The organism is Mycoplana ramosa, from assembly GCF_041930185.1.
In the GTDB taxonomy this organism is placed as follows: Bacteria; Pseudomonadota; Alphaproteobacteria; order Rhizobiales; family Rhizobiaceae; genus Mycoplana; species Mycoplana ramosa.
Map to the genome: position 1 here is coordinate 136911 of NZ_JBHEEW010000006.1, position 15205 is coordinate 152115.

At 63.8% G+C, this 15205-nt stretch carries 15 protein-coding genes; 9 read left to right on the plus strand and 6 right to left on the minus strand.

Annotated elements, in window-relative coordinates; translation table 11 throughout:
* Positions 1–105 precede the first annotated feature (105 nt).
* Together JNC62_RS09530 and JNC62_RS09535 are read left to right on the plus strand one after the other, a co-directional pair.
* The gene (locus tag JNC62_RS09530; RefSeq protein ID WP_374838384.1) at positions 106–852 is read left to right on the plus strand and encodes a rhomboid family intramembrane serine protease; all 747 of its coding nucleotides are present in this window, start codon (positions 106–108) and stop codon (positions 850–852) included.
* A 167-nt stretch (positions 853–1019) separates the two neighbouring features.
* Entirely contained in the window at positions 1020–1448 is a 429-nt protein-coding gene (locus tag JNC62_RS09535; protein WP_374838159.1) for a CBS domain-containing protein, read from the plus strand.
* An 82-nt stretch (positions 1449–1530) separates the two neighbouring features.
* Here JNC62_RS09535 and JNC62_RS09540 read toward each other — a convergent pair whose 3' ends face one another.
* The 3 genes from JNC62_RS09540 to folE form a co-directional block, all read right to left on the minus strand.
* On the minus strand, positions 1531–2484 hold the full coding sequence (locus tag JNC62_RS09540) for a patatin-like phospholipase family protein (protein WP_374838161.1): 954 nt from the start codon (positions 2482–2484) through the stop codon (positions 1531–1533).
* A 420-nt stretch (positions 2485–2904) separates the two neighbouring features.
* The gene (gene hisI / locus JNC62_RS09545) at positions 2905–3357 is read right to left on the minus strand and encodes a phosphoribosyl-AMP cyclohydrolase (protein WP_374838163.1); all 453 of its coding nucleotides are present in this window, start codon (positions 3355–3357) and stop codon (positions 2905–2907) included.
* A 26-nt stretch (positions 3358–3383) separates the two neighbouring features.
* Positions 3384–4001 carry a GTP cyclohydrolase I FolE gene (folE, locus tag JNC62_RS09550; RefSeq protein ID WP_374838165.1) on the minus strand — a complete coding sequence of 206 codons (618 nt, stop codon included), beginning with the start codon at positions 3999–4001 and terminating at the stop codon, positions 3384–3386.
* Positions 4002–4346: 345 nt separating this feature from the next.
* Here folE and JNC62_RS09555 point away from each other — a divergent pair, with 345 nt between their 5' ends.
* The 3 genes from JNC62_RS09555 to thrS all read left to right on the plus strand — a co-directional run bounded on the left by JNC62_RS09555 (position 4347) and on the right by thrS (position 7503).
* Positions 4347–4790 (plus strand): iron-sulfur cluster assembly scaffold protein, encoded by a 444-nt coding sequence (locus JNC62_RS09555; protein WP_374838167.1) that lies wholly within the window; start codon positions 4347–4349, stop codon positions 4788–4790.
* 149 nt (positions 4791–4939) lie between these two features.
* Positions 4940–5317, plus strand: coding sequence for a membrane protein insertion efficiency factor YidD (gene yidD, locus JNC62_RS09560; protein ID WP_374838169.1), 378 nt, complete (start codon positions 4940–4942; stop codon positions 5315–5317).
* Between the two features lie 206 nt (positions 5318–5523).
* Positions 5524–7503 (plus strand): threonine--tRNA ligase, encoded by a 1980-nt coding sequence (thrS, locus tag JNC62_RS09565; protein WP_374838171.1) that lies wholly within the window; start codon positions 5524–5526, stop codon positions 7501–7503.
* A gap of 159 nt (positions 7504–7662) precedes the next feature.
* Here the strand turns inward: thrS and JNC62_RS09570 are convergent, their stop codons facing one another.
* Positions 7663–8592 (minus strand): RgsD C-terminal domain-containing protein, encoded by a 930-nt coding sequence (locus JNC62_RS09570; RefSeq protein ID WP_374838385.1) that lies wholly within the window; start codon positions 8590–8592, stop codon positions 7663–7665.
* 155 nt (positions 8593–8747) lie between these two features.
* Between JNC62_RS09570 and JNC62_RS09575 the strand changes: the two genes are divergently transcribed.
* On the plus strand, positions 8748–9332 hold the full coding sequence (locus tag JNC62_RS09575) for a nitroreductase family protein (protein WP_374838173.1): 585 nt from the start codon (positions 8748–8750) through the stop codon (positions 9330–9332).
* 12 nt (positions 9333–9344) lie between these two features.
* Entirely contained in the window at positions 9345–9950 is a 606-nt protein-coding gene (locus tag JNC62_RS09580) for a flavin reductase family protein (protein ID WP_374838174.1), read from the plus strand.
* Positions 9951–9972: 22 nt separating this feature from the next.
* Here JNC62_RS09580 and JNC62_RS09585 read toward each other — a convergent pair whose 3' ends face one another.
* Complete coding sequence (locus JNC62_RS09585) at positions 9973–10548, minus strand: aldolase/citrate lyase/malate synthase family protein (protein WP_374838176.1); 576 nt, start codon at positions 10546–10548, stop codon at positions 9973–9975.
* A 212-nt stretch (positions 10549–10760) separates the two neighbouring features.
* Here JNC62_RS09585 and JNC62_RS09590 point away from each other — a divergent pair, with 212 nt between their 5' ends.
* A complete protein-coding gene (locus JNC62_RS09590) occupies positions 10761–11912 on the plus strand; it encodes a DUF2336 domain-containing protein (protein ID WP_374838178.1) in 1152 nt (383 codons plus the stop codon).
* Positions 11913–11986: 74 nt separating this feature from the next.
* Here JNC62_RS09590 and parE read toward each other — a convergent pair whose 3' ends face one another.
* Positions 11987–14059 carry a DNA topoisomerase IV subunit B gene (gene parE, locus JNC62_RS09595; RefSeq protein ID WP_374838387.1) on the minus strand — a complete coding sequence of 691 codons (2073 nt, stop codon included), beginning with the start codon at positions 14057–14059 and terminating at the stop codon, positions 11987–11989.
* A gap of 242 nt (positions 14060–14301) precedes the next feature.
* On the opposite strand from parE, the gene JNC62_RS09600 reads away from it, so the two are divergent.
* Positions 14302–15186, plus strand: a complete 885-nt coding sequence (locus JNC62_RS09600) for a dienelactone hydrolase family protein (RefSeq protein ID WP_374838179.1) — start codon at positions 14302–14304, stop codon at positions 15184–15186.
* Positions 15187–15205 lie beyond the last annotated feature (19 nt).

Sequence of the window (15205 nt, forward strand, 5' to 3'; positions counted from 1 at the left end):
GGGCCGGGGTTTTGGGGGCTCGGGGCCGTACGGCGAAAGCTGTACGGCCCGTCTTTTATCTGTATAAACGCCGCAGTGCTCACCTCCCGGGACGCGGCGGATACGATGGATAGTGACAGCAAGGACGTTTTGCCCGGAGGGGCCCGGAAGCGGGAACCTGCATTCAATCTGCCGGCAAGCCTGGTGGTGGCGCTGTCGATCCTCACGTTCATCCATGCGGTCCGTGCGTATCTGCTTTCACCCGGAGCGGACGAGTGGGTGCTGCGGATGTTTGCATTCATCTCTCCGACCTTTGCGCCACAATTCCTGGCGCCAGACCGGGCCTGGGCGTGGACAACGGTGACCTATTCGTTCCTGCACGGCAGTTGGGAGCACCTGCTGTTCAACGGGTTCTGGATGGTGGCGTTCGGCGCACCCGTTGTCCGCCGCATCGGCACGTGGCGCTTCATCCTGTTCTGGTTTCTTTCGGCCGTTGCTGCTGCCGCACTGCATTGGATGATGTACGCTGGCGAATTGTTTGTCCTGATCGGCGCATCAGGCGTCGTTTCCGGCCTGATGGGCGCGGCCGCGCGCTTCGTCTTTTCGCCAAGCGGTCGCATCAGCCGCCAGTTCGCCCACCGCAACCGCCTGCTGTCCGTGCGCGAATGCCTGTCGAATCGTTCGGTCCTGGTCTTTTCGGCCATCTGGTTTCTGACCAATTTCGCAATCGGATTCGGGCAGTTCTTCGGCGGCACCGACGGCGCAACCGTCGCCTGGGAAGCGCATATCGGCGGTTTCCTGTTCGGCTTCTTCTGCTTTCCGCTATTCGACGGTCTGCGCACCGAAGGTGAGGCGCCGCGCCGTTCGAGCTAAAGGGCCGGTCGATTGGCGGACTTGCATTCGGTGGTCTCGTAGCGCACCATGACCGGGTGTTCGGCTTGCACGGCACACGAGGAGGGTCGGTTTTGGTGACCTTCTGCTGCCAGGGTGATCCTGTCGGGTTTCCTGCCGCTCTGCATCATGTTGCACAGGAGGAAGGCATGTATGTAAAGTCCATCCTTGACGAAAAGGGCCGCAATGTCGTTACCGCCGGTCCGCAACTTACAGTTCGTCAAGCTGCCGTCTATCTGCGAGACAATCACATCGGAGCCATCGTTATCGTCGACCGAAATGATCGGATCGCGGGCATCCTGACGGAGCGCGACATCGTCGCCGCAGTCGCCAAGAGCGGGGCCGATTGTCTGGACAGGCCGATTTCCTCGGTGATGTGGGCTAACGTCCATCGGTGCGGAGAGACCGCTACGGTGGAAGAGATCATGGAGATGATGAGCAAACTGCGGGCACGGCATATCCCGGTGGAGAAAGACGGCCGCCTCGTGGGGATCATCTCGATCGGCGACGTCGTCAAGGCCCATATTCGCTCGATCGAACGGGAAGCGGAAGAAATCAAGGCCTACATTTCCCGCTGAGTGCACGGAAACGATCACGTCCGGCGAGCCCGTTAGGGCGCTGGCGGTGTCTGGCGCCGCGACGCAACCAGCGTGCGGACGGCTACCGTATCAGCGCTTCCTGCATGCGCTTGATCTCGGCGATCTTCGACTTGGTTTCCACATAGCCGCGGTCGATCGCTTCTCCCGCGCGGTGGAATTCGGACAGGCCGATGTCGCTCAGGCGCGGATGCAGGGCCAGATCGGGCGGATCGCCGGCCAGCCGCGCACGGGCGATGCGGTCCTGGATGATGTTGAACGATTGCACCATCACGCTGGTCAGACCAAGCCGTACCGCACCGCTCTCCTGTCGTGCGGCAGTGTCCATCGGCTGCGCGCTCGCGATATGCTTGATGACCGCGGAGCGACCGTAGAGATCGTAGTTCAGGTTCACGGCCACGACGAGCGGCTGTTCATAGGCCCGGCAGACGGAGACGGGCACCGGGTTGACGAGCGCCCCGTCGACCAGCGTGCGCCCGTTGCACTGGATTGGCTCGAAAATCCCGGGCAGGGCGTAGGACGCCCGGATCGCGGTGATGAGGGAGCCGCCACCGATCCAGACCTCGTGGCCGCTGTTGATCTCGGTCGCCACCGCGACAAACGGCCGGCCGAGGGACTCGATCGAGAGATTTTCCAGATGTTCCTGCATGCGCCGCGTCAGGCGCATGCCGCCGAACAGGCCGCTGCCGCGGATCGTGAAATCGAGCAGGCTGGCAAGCCGGCGCATGGTGAGCGAACGGGCGAAGCTTTCCAGTTCGTCGAGCTTGCCGGCCAGATAGCATCCGCCGACCAGGGCGCCGATCGAGGTTCCGGCGATCATGCTGACTTCGATCTGCTCCTCATCGAGCGCGCGCAGCACGCCGATATGCGCCCACCCACGCGCCGCACCGCCACCGAGCGCCAGGGCGATCCGTGCGCGGCTGTCGACGGTTGGGGCAGGGGGAGGCAGGCTGTTGACGGACGGATCACCCGGATCAGACGTACCCGCCGTGCTTCGGCTGAAACTCCAGTTCAACATGATGACGGGCCTCCGATGTGGAGAAGGCTTGACACGCGCATGAGTTCCCCAGCCGCCTCCGCTCTTTCTGAAGAATAATGCAAACAAGGCGTGCTGGCACTGGTCTCGGGATCAGCCCAATCTGCCTCGTTGAGGCGATAGTGTTGGCTTTGGCTCATCAATAAGGTGTAGTCAGGGCAGGCGGGCAATAGCCCGCAGGAAAAGATCGAATTGGGCCAACAGGGACATGTCTGCGCGTGGTGATGAGAATCTGCTGCCATGGCTGTCTTCCGTCCAGCGCGTTGCCGGAGGCCGAAATCGGCTCACATGCATCGCGCAGCTTGATTGCGTCCGCGCCGCTGGCGCGTCGGAGACATTACGAACCCAATCCATTGCCAATTGATGAACTGTCCGGAGTCCGAACCCGATTGCCCGTTGGCGCTATGCCTTGCCGTAGACATCGTTCGGATCGAACTGGATGCGATCGTCGGCCACGGTCAGCCGTGCTTCGTCGCCATTGCGGCTGACGGTGCGATAGAAGCACGAGCGGCGGCCGGTGTGGCAGGTGGCGTCGTGCCCGGCCACGGAGACCTTTAGCCAAACCGCATCCTGGTCACAGTCCGTGCGCAGTTCGACGACCGTCTGCAGGTTTCCGGACGTTTCGCCCTTCTTCCACAGCGCCCTGCGCGAACGGCTCCAGTAGTGGGCGATGCCGGTCTCGATCGTCAGCGCCAGCGCCTCGGCATTCATGTGGGCGACCATCAGGAGTTCGCCATCGCGGGCGTCGGTGACGACGGCCGTGACAAGACCATGCTCGTCGAAGCGCGGCGTAAAGGCCCCGCCGGTTTCCAGTTCGGTCTTGTCGGTGGAGGGGGTGTCAAACTGCATCGCCATGCCCGGTGCGGACGGGGTCGGCGGCCTCAGCCGCGACCCCGGATCATGGTCATGAAGCGAACCTGTTCGGCCGGCTCGCTCTTGAACGCGCCGGTGAAGGTGGTCGTCAGCGTCGTCGAGCCCTGCTTCTGGATGCCACGCATCGCCATGCACATGTGCTCCGCCTCGATCATCACGGCGACGCCGCGGGGGCGCAGCGTCTCGTCGATGGCGTTGGCGATCTGCGCCGTCATCGATTCCTGAGTCTGCAGCCGGCGACCGTAGATCTCGACCACACGGGCGATCTTTGACAGTCCGAGCACGCGACCAGCCGGCAGATAGGCGACATGGGCGCGGCCGATGATCGGAACCATATGATGTTCGCAGTGCGAATAGAACGGGATGTCCTTGACGAGCACGATGTCGTCGTAGCCCGCCACTTCATCGAAGGTGCGACCCAGCACCTCCTCGGGGTCGAGGTCATAGCCGGAAAACAGCTCACGATAGGCCTTTGCGACCCGGGCCGGCGTGTCGAGCAGGCCCTCGCGCTCCGGATCGTCGCCGGCCCAGCGCAACAGGACGCGTACGGCGTCCTCGGCCTCTTTCTGCGAGGGACGGCCCGCCTTGTCGTCGCCGACCGGGAAATTCTTTATTACCGCGTCCATGTATCCATGGCCTTTCTGCAGGTTGACTCGCGTCAATGTCGGACTCGCCACTGGCCATTCGCCTAACCCTGCAGGCTTGGGTTCCGTTGGCGGGCTCCGGGGCTTTCCGATCTCGGCTTCTCAGTGCGCTCGATCGTCCGGCACGGTTTCCCAAACAACAGGCGACCTTTCGGCATTGCAAAACGGTCGCCCCAACACGACATAGCATATAGTATCGCCGGATGGCTGTGGAAGAGGCTGGGCGCGACACCGAGTGCTTTTTTCACGGCCGCGCTGGAAAATTGTGCCCGGCTGGAGCAAAATTGCGCACAAAGTAGAAATCAGGACAGGGAAAACGCAAGTTCGATGGACGACATCTACAACAGCCGCATTCTTGATTTTGCTGGCAATATCCCGCGAACTGGTATGCTGGCCGATGCCGACGCGGAGGCGGCCGCGCACTCGAAGCTCTGTGGTTCGAAGGTGCGGATCTGGCTGAAGATGGACGGCGACCGGATCAGCGATTTCGCGCATGAGGTGAAGGCCTGCGCGCTCGGCCAGGCCTCGTCCTCGATCATGGCGCGCCACGTCGTCGGCGCGACGGCCGCGGAGGTCCGACAGGCGCGCGAAGACATGCTGGCGATGCTCAAGGCCGATGGCGACGGACCAACTGGACGCTTTGAGGACATGCGCTTCCTGCGCCCGGTGCGCGACTACAAGGCCCGCCACGCCTCGACGATGCTGACCTTCGATGCCGTCGTCGACGCGATCGGCCAGATCGAGGCAAAGCGGCTGGAGACGGTGGGGTGAGGGGGTGCTTTTCAAGCTTGCCGTTCCGTCATCCCGGCCGGAACGCCGGGATCCAGCGCGCTCAAGCCCTTGAGCGCGGAAAAGACCTTTGCGCCGCCGACGCGGCGCTGGATGCCGGCTCGAGGCCGGCATGACGGAGACGTCGCGGCATGTGTAACGCCCCCGACTGCGACCACACCTCCGACCGCCGACAATATCGCGGCCGCAACTGGCCCGGCCCCTTCGCCAAAACACCGGGACGATTGTTCGGAGTGGGGGGTGTCCGCCTCTATCAACTGACGTTGTCCGGCTTCATCGGCAATTCCTGCCGGCACCTGCCGACCTGCTCGGAATACGGCTACGAGGCGATCGCCCGCCATGGCCTTTGGCACGGCGGCTGGATGGCCCTCTTCCGCGTTGTCCGCTGCGGACCGGGCGGCACGTCGGGCTTCGATCCCGTTCCGGAACGCCTGGCCACGCGCTTTGCCTGGTGGGCGCCCTGGCGATTGTGGCGGGTGTCTTCCCACAAAACCGCTGACACACGCTGAGCCTTGCGGACCTATGCCATCGAGGCATGGCGAGACGAACTTCAACTGGTGCGCGATCAAAAGCCTGACGTGAAAGCGACCAGCGGGGAGCAGATTCTTTACTCGCGCCCCGAAACGCACTAATCAGGCCGCAGATCAATCACCCGACTGGTCATCTGTTGTTTCGACCACCCGCATTCGTTGGCGGGACTGGATAGGAGTTCATGATGTCGAATACCGTTTCCCTCACTTTTCCCGATGGCTCCTTGCGCGAATTCCCTGTGGGCGCGACCGGCCGCGACGTGGCCGAGTCGATCTCCAAGTCGCTGGCGAAGAAGGCTGTTGCGATCGCGCTTGACGGCGAGCTGCGCGACCTTGCCGATCCTGTTGCCAATGGCCGGATCGAGATTGTTACCCGCGACGATGCCCGCTCGCTCGAACTGATCCGCCACGATGCCGCGCACGTGATGGCGGAAGCCGTACAGGAGCTGTGGCCGGGCACGCAGGTGACCATCGGTCCGGTGATTGAGAACGGTTTCTACTACGACTTCGCCAAGGACGAGCCCTTCACCCCCGACGATCTGCCGAAGATCGAAAAGCGGATGAAGGAGATCATCGCCCGCAACAAGCCGTTCACCAAGGAGATCTGGTCGCGCGAAAAGGCGAAGGAGGTCTTTGCCGCCAGGGGCGAGGCCTACAAGGTCGAACTGGTCGACGCGATTCCCGAAGGCCAGGACCTGAAGATCTACTACCAGGGCGACTGGTTCGACCTCTGCCGCGGCCCGCACATGGCCTCGACCGGCCAGATCGGCACCGCCTTCAAGCTGATGAAGGTGGCGGGCGCCTACTGGCGCGGCGACAGCAACAACCCGATGCTGACCCGCATCTACGGCACCGCCTGGCATACCCAGGAAGAGCTCGACAACTACCTGCACATCCTGGCCGAGGCCGAGAAGCGCGACCATCGCCGCCTCGGCCGCGAGATGGACCTGTTCCACTTCCAGGAAGAGGGGCCGGGCGTCGTCTTCTGGCACGGCAAGGGCTGGCGCATGTTCCAGACGCTGGTTGCCTACATGCGCCGCCGTCTCGCCAACACCTACCAGGAAGTCAACGCGCCGCAGGTGCTGGACAAGTCGCTCTGGGAAACCTCCGGTCACTGGGGCTGGTACCGCGACAACATGTTCAAGGTCACCGTTGCCGGCGACGACACCGATGACGACCGCGTCTTCGCGCTGAAGCCGATGAACTGCCCCGGGCACGTCCAGATCTTCAAGCATGGCTTGAAATCTTACCGCGAACTTCCTGTCCGGCTTGCGGAATTCGGAAACGTCCACCGCTACGAGCCGTCCGGCGCGCTGCATGGCCTGATGCGCGTGCGTGGCTTCACCCAGGACGACGCGCACGTTTTCTGCACCGACGAGCAGATGGCGGCCGAGTGCCTGCGCATCAACGATCTGATCCTGTCGGTCTACGAGGATTTTGGCTTCTCCGAGGTGGTGGTGAAGCTCTCGACCCGGCCGGAGAAGCGGGTCGGTTCCGACGAGCTGTGGGATCGGGCCGAAAGCGTGATGATGGACGTGCTGAAGCAGATCGAGGCGCAGTCCGGCGGCAAGATCAAGACCGGCATCCTGCCGGGCGAGGGCGCGTTCTACGGCCCGAAGTTCGAATACACGCTGAAGGACGCGATCGGCCGCGAGTGGCAGTGCGGCACGACCCAGGTCGACTTCAACCTGCCGGAACGTTTCGGCGCGTTCTACATCGACCACGCCTCCGAGAAGCGCCAGCCGGTGATGATCCACCGTGCCGTCTGCGGCTCGATGGAGCGCTTCCTCGGCATTCTGATCGAGAACTTTGCCGGCCACATGCCGCTGTGGATCTCGCCGCTGCAGGTGGTGGTCGCCACGATCACCTCGGAAGCCGACGACTACGCCCGCGAGGTGGCAGAGCAACTGCGTGACGCCGGCCTGACGGTCGAAACCGACCTTCGCAACGAGAAGATTAACTACAAGGTGCGCGAGCACTCCGTGACTAAGGTGCCGGTCATCATCGTCTGCGGCAAGCGCGAGGCCGAGGAGCGGACGGTCAACATCCGCCGGCTCGGATCGCAGAACCAGACGTCGCTGTCGCTCGACGAGGCGATCGCAGCCTTGACGGACGAGGCCACGGCACCGGACCTGAAGCGGAAGGCAACCCGCGTTATTGCCTGAAGCAACGCACCCGGGCTTCGCCTTCACCACGAAGGCGGAGCCTGTTTTCAGCCGTTATTGGATCTCAGCCCAGCGCCTTGACCGGATACGACAAGAGTTGCGAGAAGCGACCGCACCGTTCAGGCCAGCGGCCATCCGGTCCGGCGGGAGGGCAATCGATCAGTCGATCACCGCCTGCGCTTGCTGCTCGGGGGTCTCCGTCAAGAGAACCTCGACGTCCGTGTTCTGGCCGGCCGTCACGGTAAAGTCGCGCTGGTAGATCTGCTTCTTGTTGCGGGCCACGGCCGTGTATTGACCTTCGGCGAGCACGAGGGTCGGAAAAGCCCCTACGCTTTCGCTGACCACGTCGCCGGAGGAGGTGAGGATGGACCAGGCCGTGTCGGCGATCGCCTCGCCGCCTTCTTCGGCGACGAGCTTGAGTGTCAGCTGCGCCGCCCGGTGCTGGATGGTCGCCTGGATCAGCTTGCCGGCCTCGACCTGGATATCGGCGCGAATCACCGCATTGACGGTGCCGTAGTCGGAGACGACGTGATAGGTGCCGGCGTTGAGGCGAACCACCGTGTTCGGTTTGACGTCGCGCACGATAAGGCTGCGCTCGCCGTCCTCGCCGACTTCCGATGAATAGATCGAGAAAGTGAGGTCGTTCGGCGGGATGCGCACGTCCGAGCCGGAGACGGCGTTCAGCATGATGCCGCCTGCATCCAGCACCATGACCTGTTTTTCGACCGGGCCCGATTCGGGCACCAGCAGCTTCTTGGTCGCCGCGGCACGGCCGAACGCGACATTGACGAAGTATTCGCCCGGCACCAGCCGGAACGCGGCCGAACCGCCCTCGGACGTCGCCAGCAGCGGCAGTTTGCCGTCGGCGCCCGGGATGGGGGAGAAAATGCGCCAGCTGAGGCCGTGCTGCATCGGTGAGCCGTCCGCGGTCAGCAAGGCTTCGCAAGTGACTTCGCGCAGGTTCTGCGGCTCGGCCTCGCCGGTGACGAGCGGATTGAAGGACGTCAGCTTGCCGCTCTTCTTCGGTGTCGTGATCTGGGAAAAGCTCTCCAGCGTATCCTGTGCGACGGCTGCATTTGCGACAACCATGCAGGCGCAAAGAGAGAGTATCCCGGCAAGAGCGGAAAGACGTTGGGTGGGCATGGCGAAGGTTGACTTCCTGACTCGTTGGCTCCACTTGAATGCCCGGCACATGGCAATTTGATGGCCGCCCGACGGCCGCACGTTAGTGGAACTTCCCCTGGATGAAAACCGATATCAGACTTTTCGACTATCTTTCCAACCGTCGCTCCATTCCGGCCTTTCAAATGGCATCGCCCGGACCCGGCCAGGCGGAAATCGAATCCATGCTGCGCCTTGCCTCGCGCGTGCCCGACCACGGCAAGCTGGCGCCCTGGCGCTTCATCGTCTATCGGGGCGCCGAGCGCGAACGCATTAGCGCCGAACTCTTCAAGATTGCCATTGCCGACAAGCCCGATCTTTCGGCGGAAATGATCGCTGTTGAGAACACACGGCTTTCGCGTGCGCCTGTCGTGGTGGCCGTCGTCAGCACGGCGGCGCCGCACCCGAAGATTCCCGAATGGGAACAGCTGATGTCGGCCGGGGCGGTGTGCCTCAATCTGCTGATGGCGGCCAACGCCCATGGGTTCGCCTCCAACTGGCTGACGGAATGGTACGCCTTCGATGAGCGCGCCTATCCCGTGCTCGGCGTCAAGCCGGGCGAGAAGATTGCCGGCTTCATCCACATCGGCACCGCGATGGTGCCGCCGACGGAGCGGCCGCGTCCGGACCTCAAGGACATCGTGTCCTGGGTCGGGGAGCCAGACTGAGGGAAAGGAACGATGTTTTACGACACGGCGGCCAATGCGCACGGTTTGAGCCACGATCCCTTCAAGGCGATCGTGTCGCCGCGTCCGATCGGCTGGATCGGAACGAAGGGAGCGGATGGAAGCCTGAACCTCGCGCCCTATTCCTTTTTCAACGCGGTCAGCGACAAGCCCAAGCTGGTGATGTTTTCTTCGAGCGGCCACAAGCACAGCGTTCGCAACATCGAGGAGACCGGGGTCTTCACCTGCAGTTTCGTCAGTCGCAGTCTGACCGAGCAAATGAACATGACGTCGATTGCCGCAGACTACGGCGAGAGCGAGTTCGAAATCGCCGGGCTAACGCCCGCGCCGGCGCGCCTTGTCGATGCGCCGCTCGTCGGTGAGGCATTCGCGGCACTTGAGTGCCGGATGACCGAAGTGATGCGACCACGCGGATTGGACGGAATGTTTTCGGACAGCTGGGTCGTTTTCGGCCAGGTCATCGGCATCCACATCAAGGACGAGGCCGTGCGAGACGGTCGCCTCGACATGTCGCTCGTCCGGCCGGTCGGACGCATGGGCTACATGGACTATTGCGACGCCGGCGAGGTGTTCGAGATGATGCGGCCGCAACGCCGGTAGCGCTCTGGGCGCCGCCGGCCCGTCAGGCCGACGCCTCGAAAGCCGCATTGATTGCCGCAAGCTGACCGGGCTCGACGGTGGCGCGGCCATCGAAGCCGTCAACGCGTGCCGCCCGGCATTGGCTTGAAAATTCCCGACCCACAGGGTTCGGGGTGACATCATAGGCGCAAACGCCGGCTGCCTTCGCGGCGATCAAGGTGGCGGCGCGGGCCTGAGCGAACGCGTCCGTCCAGCGGCCATCCGCCTCCTGATGCCGTACGGCCCCAAGTGTTTGCGCCAGCGCGCGCCAGTCCCAGACCAGACCGTGCAGGCGCTGCGACTTTCCGCGGAAACCGGCTTGCGAACGTGGTGGGGGCAGGAGGCCGTCGGTGAAGGCGAGGATGCGCGTCGTGCCGTTCGTCAGACCTTCTTCGGCTTCGGCGACGGACAGCAGCACGTCCAGCCTCTGGGCATCGGCGCCCGAATGGCAGTTCGTCAGGACGATACCGGTCGGGCCGAGCCGGATGAGCGAACGAAGGGTGTTCTCATGCTCATCCGGCAGCGTGAGAAAGAGACCGATTCCGGGCTGGACGCGGGGTGCGAGCGATGGGTCGCACACGAGTGCATCGGCGCCTCCGCAGTCTGCAGGGGGGGCGTCTTTACCGACAAGCAACAACGAACGAAACGATTTTGGCATGTATCCTTGTAGGTCCGCTGGCCGTCGGCTGCAATGTGCCGGCGTTCTCAGTGCCTGCGGTTGCGGGCGCGACGGGTTAATAAACATGGTGAACCAATCGTAAACCATTTGTCGCTAGCATTGACGCATTGCAGATGGAATCTGAAGCATTGGGGCGCCACGTGATCATCCACGCCTTTCTCAGATGGGCTGAAACCGCAAAGACAAGTGACCGGGCGAAGGCAGCAAGTGCGCTCGCCAGAGCCTACGCCAGTGACGCCATCGGGCGGGACGAGCGGAACGCGGCCGAGATGGCGATGCTGTTCCTGCTGGACGACCCCGCGCCGAAGGTGCGGCTGGCGCTGGCCGAGGCGCTTGCCGACTGCGCTGAGGCGCCGCGCGCGGTGATCGTGGCATTGGCGGAAGACCAGCCCGAGATCGCAGCACAGGTCATCCTGCGTTCGCAGGTGCTGACGGACACGGACCTGGTTGATCTTGCCGCCCATGGCGGCGACGTCACGCGGTCGCTGATTGCACATCGCCGCGTCCTGTCCCGAGTGGTCTGCGCGGCTCTGATCGAGATCGGCAGCGTGTTCGACGTCCTGACATTGCTGGCAAATGACGGCGCCTCGCTCTCAAAGCCGAGCCTTAAGCGAATTTGCGAGCGTCACGGCGACGACGCGGAGGTCCGGGCCCTGCTTCTGGAACGGGAAGATCTTCCCAGCGATGCCCGGCAGGCGCTTGTCGAGAAAGTCGGATCGGCGCTCGCCGGATTCTCGCTGGTGCAGGCTGCGATCGGAACGAGCCGGGTGCAACGCGTCACGCGCGAGGCTTGCGATGTGGCGACGATCGGCTTGGCGGCGGATGCGGATGCGGGAGAAATCGACCAACTGGTGGAGCATCTTCGTGTCTGCGGTCGACTGACCCCGCTATTTCTGATGCAGGCCCTTTGCGCGGGGCGTATCGAGTTCTTCGCTGCCGCCATCGTGAACCTTTCCGGTCAGCGGGAACGGCGCGTCCGCTCGATTCTGGCGGATGGCCGCCAGGCCGCCATTCGGGCCCTGTTCGAGGCTTCGGGTCTGGAGCGGGATGTCAGCGCCCTGTTTGCCGATGCGGTGCTGCTCTGGCGCAAGGACGCCAGGCGTGGCGCTGCGCCGGCCAGCGTCTCTGCGCGGCTTGCCGCTCGTGCCGGCGAGGCCCTCAGCGGCGCGTCGCGGGAGTTGCTGGAGAGGATTGAAGGATTTTCGCGCGCCGAACAGCGTCAATCCGCGCGGGCCTTTGCCATCCAGGCGCAAGTCGCCGCCTGACTTCCGCCGCGCACTGTGCGACAGCCCAGTCCGCATACGGCTTGGCGATCGACCCGTTGTGACGATGGACGCGGTCAGATGTCGATGTTTTCGGCGAAGGCGGCGCGTTCCTGGATGAAACGGAAGCGGGCGTCGGCCTTGGTTCCCATCAGGTTGTCCACGGCTTCACGCGTGCCTTCGAAATCCACATCGTCGACCTCGACCTTGAGCAGCGTGCGCTTGGCCGGATCCATCGTGGTTTCCTTGAGCTGCGAGGGCAGCATCTCGCCGAGGCCCTTGAAGCGGCCGATCTCGACCTTGCCGCGGCCGGAAAATTCCGTGCGCATCAGTTCTTCACGATGGGCGTCGTCGCGGGCGTAGCCGACTTTCGCGCCCTGGCTGATGCGATAGAGCGGCGGCACGGCGAGGTAGAGGTGTCCGCCGCGGATCAGCTCCGGCATCTCCTGATAGAAGAATGTGATCAGCAGCGTGGCGATGTGTGCCCCGTCGACGTCGGCGTCCGTCATGATGATGACGCGCTCATAGCGCAAGTCTTCCTCGCGATACTTCGACCGCGTCCCGCAGCCCAACGCCTGGATCAGGTCGGCGATCTGCTGATTGGCGCCGAGCTTTTCGCGGCCGGCGCTGGCGACGTTCAAGATCTTGCCGCGCAGCGGGAGGATCGCCTGGTTGGCGCGGTTTCGCGCCTGTTTGGCCGAGCCGCCGGCCGAATCGCCCTCGACGATGAAGAGTTCTGCGCCCTCGGCGGAGTTTTGCGAGCAATCGGCCAGCTTGCCGGGGAGGCGCAGCTTGCGCACCGCCGTCTTGCGGCTAACTTCCTTCTCCTTGCGCCGGCGCAGGCGCTCTTCGGCGCGTTCGATCACCCATTCGAGCAGCTTGGCTGCTTCGGCGGGATTGTCGGCGAGATAGTGGTCAAAGGGGTCGCGCAGCGCGTTCTCGACGATGCGTTGCGCTTCGACGGTGGCGAGCTTGTCCTTCGTCTGGCCGACGAATTCCGGTTCGCGGATGAACACCGAGAGCATGCCGACGGCTGAAATCATCACGTCGTCGGTGGTGATGACAGATGCGCGCTTGTTTTGCGTCAGTTCGGCGTAGTTCTTCAGGCCCTTGGTCAGCGCGATGCGAAGGCCTGCTTCGTGCGTGCCGCCGTCGGCGGTCGGGATCGTGTTGCAATAGGAATGGATCAGCGAGTCGCCGCCATACCAGGTGACGGCCCATTCGAGCGCCCCGTGGCCGCCGGACTTTTCCGTCTTGCCGGCAAAGATCTCGCGCGTGACCGTGTATTCCTTGCCAAGCGTGGCCTGCAGATAGTCCTTGAGGCCGCCGGGGAAATGGAAGACGGCCTTTTCCGGCGTCTCCGAACCCTCCTGCAGCAGGGTCGGGTCGCAGCTCCAGCGGATCTCGACGCCGCCGAAGAGATAGGCCTTGGAGCGGGCCATGCGGAAGACGCGACTCGGGTCGAAACGGGCGTGCGGGCCGAAGATTTCCGGGTCTGGATGGAACCGCACCTTGGTGCCGCGGCGGTTCTGCACGTCGCCGACCTCTTCCAGCGGCCCCTGCGCGACGCCCCGCGAAAAACGCTGGCGGTAGAGCTTGCGGTTGCGGGCGACCTCCACCTCGAGGTGGTCCGACAGCGCATTGACGACGGAGACGCCGACGCCGTGCAGGCCGCCCGAGGTCTCATAGGCCTTGCCGTCGAACTTGCCGCCTGCATGCAGCACCGTCAGGATGACCTCGAGCGTGGACTTGCCCGGCATCTGCGGATGGTTTTCCACCGGTATGCCGCGACCATTGTCGGTAACGGTCAGGAAGCCCTCGGCGTCCAGGCTGACCTCGATGAAGTTGGCATGGCCGGCGACGGCCTCGTCCATTGCGTTGTCGATCACCTCGGCAAAGAGATGATGCAGTGCCTTCTCGTCCGTGCCGCCGATATACATGCCTGGGCGCATGCGGACCGGTTCGAGCCCTTCGAGGACGCGGATCGCGGACGCGTCGTAGTCGCCGCCGTCGCCCGACGGGTGGGCGGGGCGCGCCGCAGCTGGTGTGGTTGCTGCCGTAGCCGGCTGCGCGGGACGCGGCGTCGCGGGGGCCGCGTCTGGTTTGGGCGTGCTTTCGATTTTGGCGAAAAGATCGTTGTTGTCGTCCATCGGGCTGTTCAGACTTTGTTCCGGGTTGGCCATCGGATAGGCCGAGATGGCTGGCAATTGCAAGGCTTCGCATCGATCCGGCGAATCACCGCAAGTCTGGCAGAATTCGACTGGTTTCGCGATTCGTTCTCTTTCGAGGCCAAGGCTCTTGCCGCAAAGCTCGCACCGATGAGTTTTCCGCCGAGGATTGCGCCGCCGGGCCCGGAATGGCAAGACGTGCCGCCGCAAGGGAGCCAGACTCGATGCCTCAGTCCACAATTCATTGCCGCTTACGGCCGGTTCTGGCCGCGGTCCTGCTTTTAGCCCTACCGTACACGGCGATGGCGGCAGCATTGCAGCCCTGGAAGGACGAACTGTTCTCATATCCCGCGGTTCTTGAAATTGCAGACGGCGGTGCGCTGCGCGTGGTCGACTATCAGGAAATGCGCGACATCAACGGTCGCGACCAGATCCCGGAACGACGCGTCAAGGCACCCTACGTTTCCACCGCCGTCAAGCGCGAACAGGAGAACCTGACGCTCGAGACGTCGGGGGGGCCTCTCGACGTGGCAGCGACGGGGCGGCAGAAGGGAGCCTCATTCTCCGTGATCTTCATCCATGGGCGCGGCGGAGACCGGCGGCTTGGCAACAACGACTGGAGTTTTGGCGGAAACTTCAATCGGCTGAAGAACCTCGCCGTGCGCAATGGCGGGGTCTATTATTCCGCAAGCGTCAAGAGCTTCGACGAGAAAGGCGCCGCACCCGTTGCCGGCCTGATCCAGGAGGTGCGGCGCAACTCGCCCGGCGCCCCGGTCGTGCTGTCGTGCGCCTCCATGGGCAGCTTCATCTGCTGGCAGATCGCGCGCAATGCCGATGCGGTGCAGGACCTTGCCGGCATGGTCATCATGGGTGGCGCTGCCGATCCGAACTACGCCGACAGTGCCGCCTACAAGGCGAAGCTGCCGATCTATTTCACCCACGGCGAGCGCGACAAGGTCTACGCTGCGGACGACCAGATCGCGCTCTTCCGCACGCTTCTCAAGGCCGGTGTCCCCACGCAGTTCGTCCTGTTTCGCACCGGTTCGCACGGCACGCCGGTACGGATGACCGATTGGCGTGAGACGCTGAACTGGATCCTGGCGCAATGAGGTCGCGGCCATGGGATGG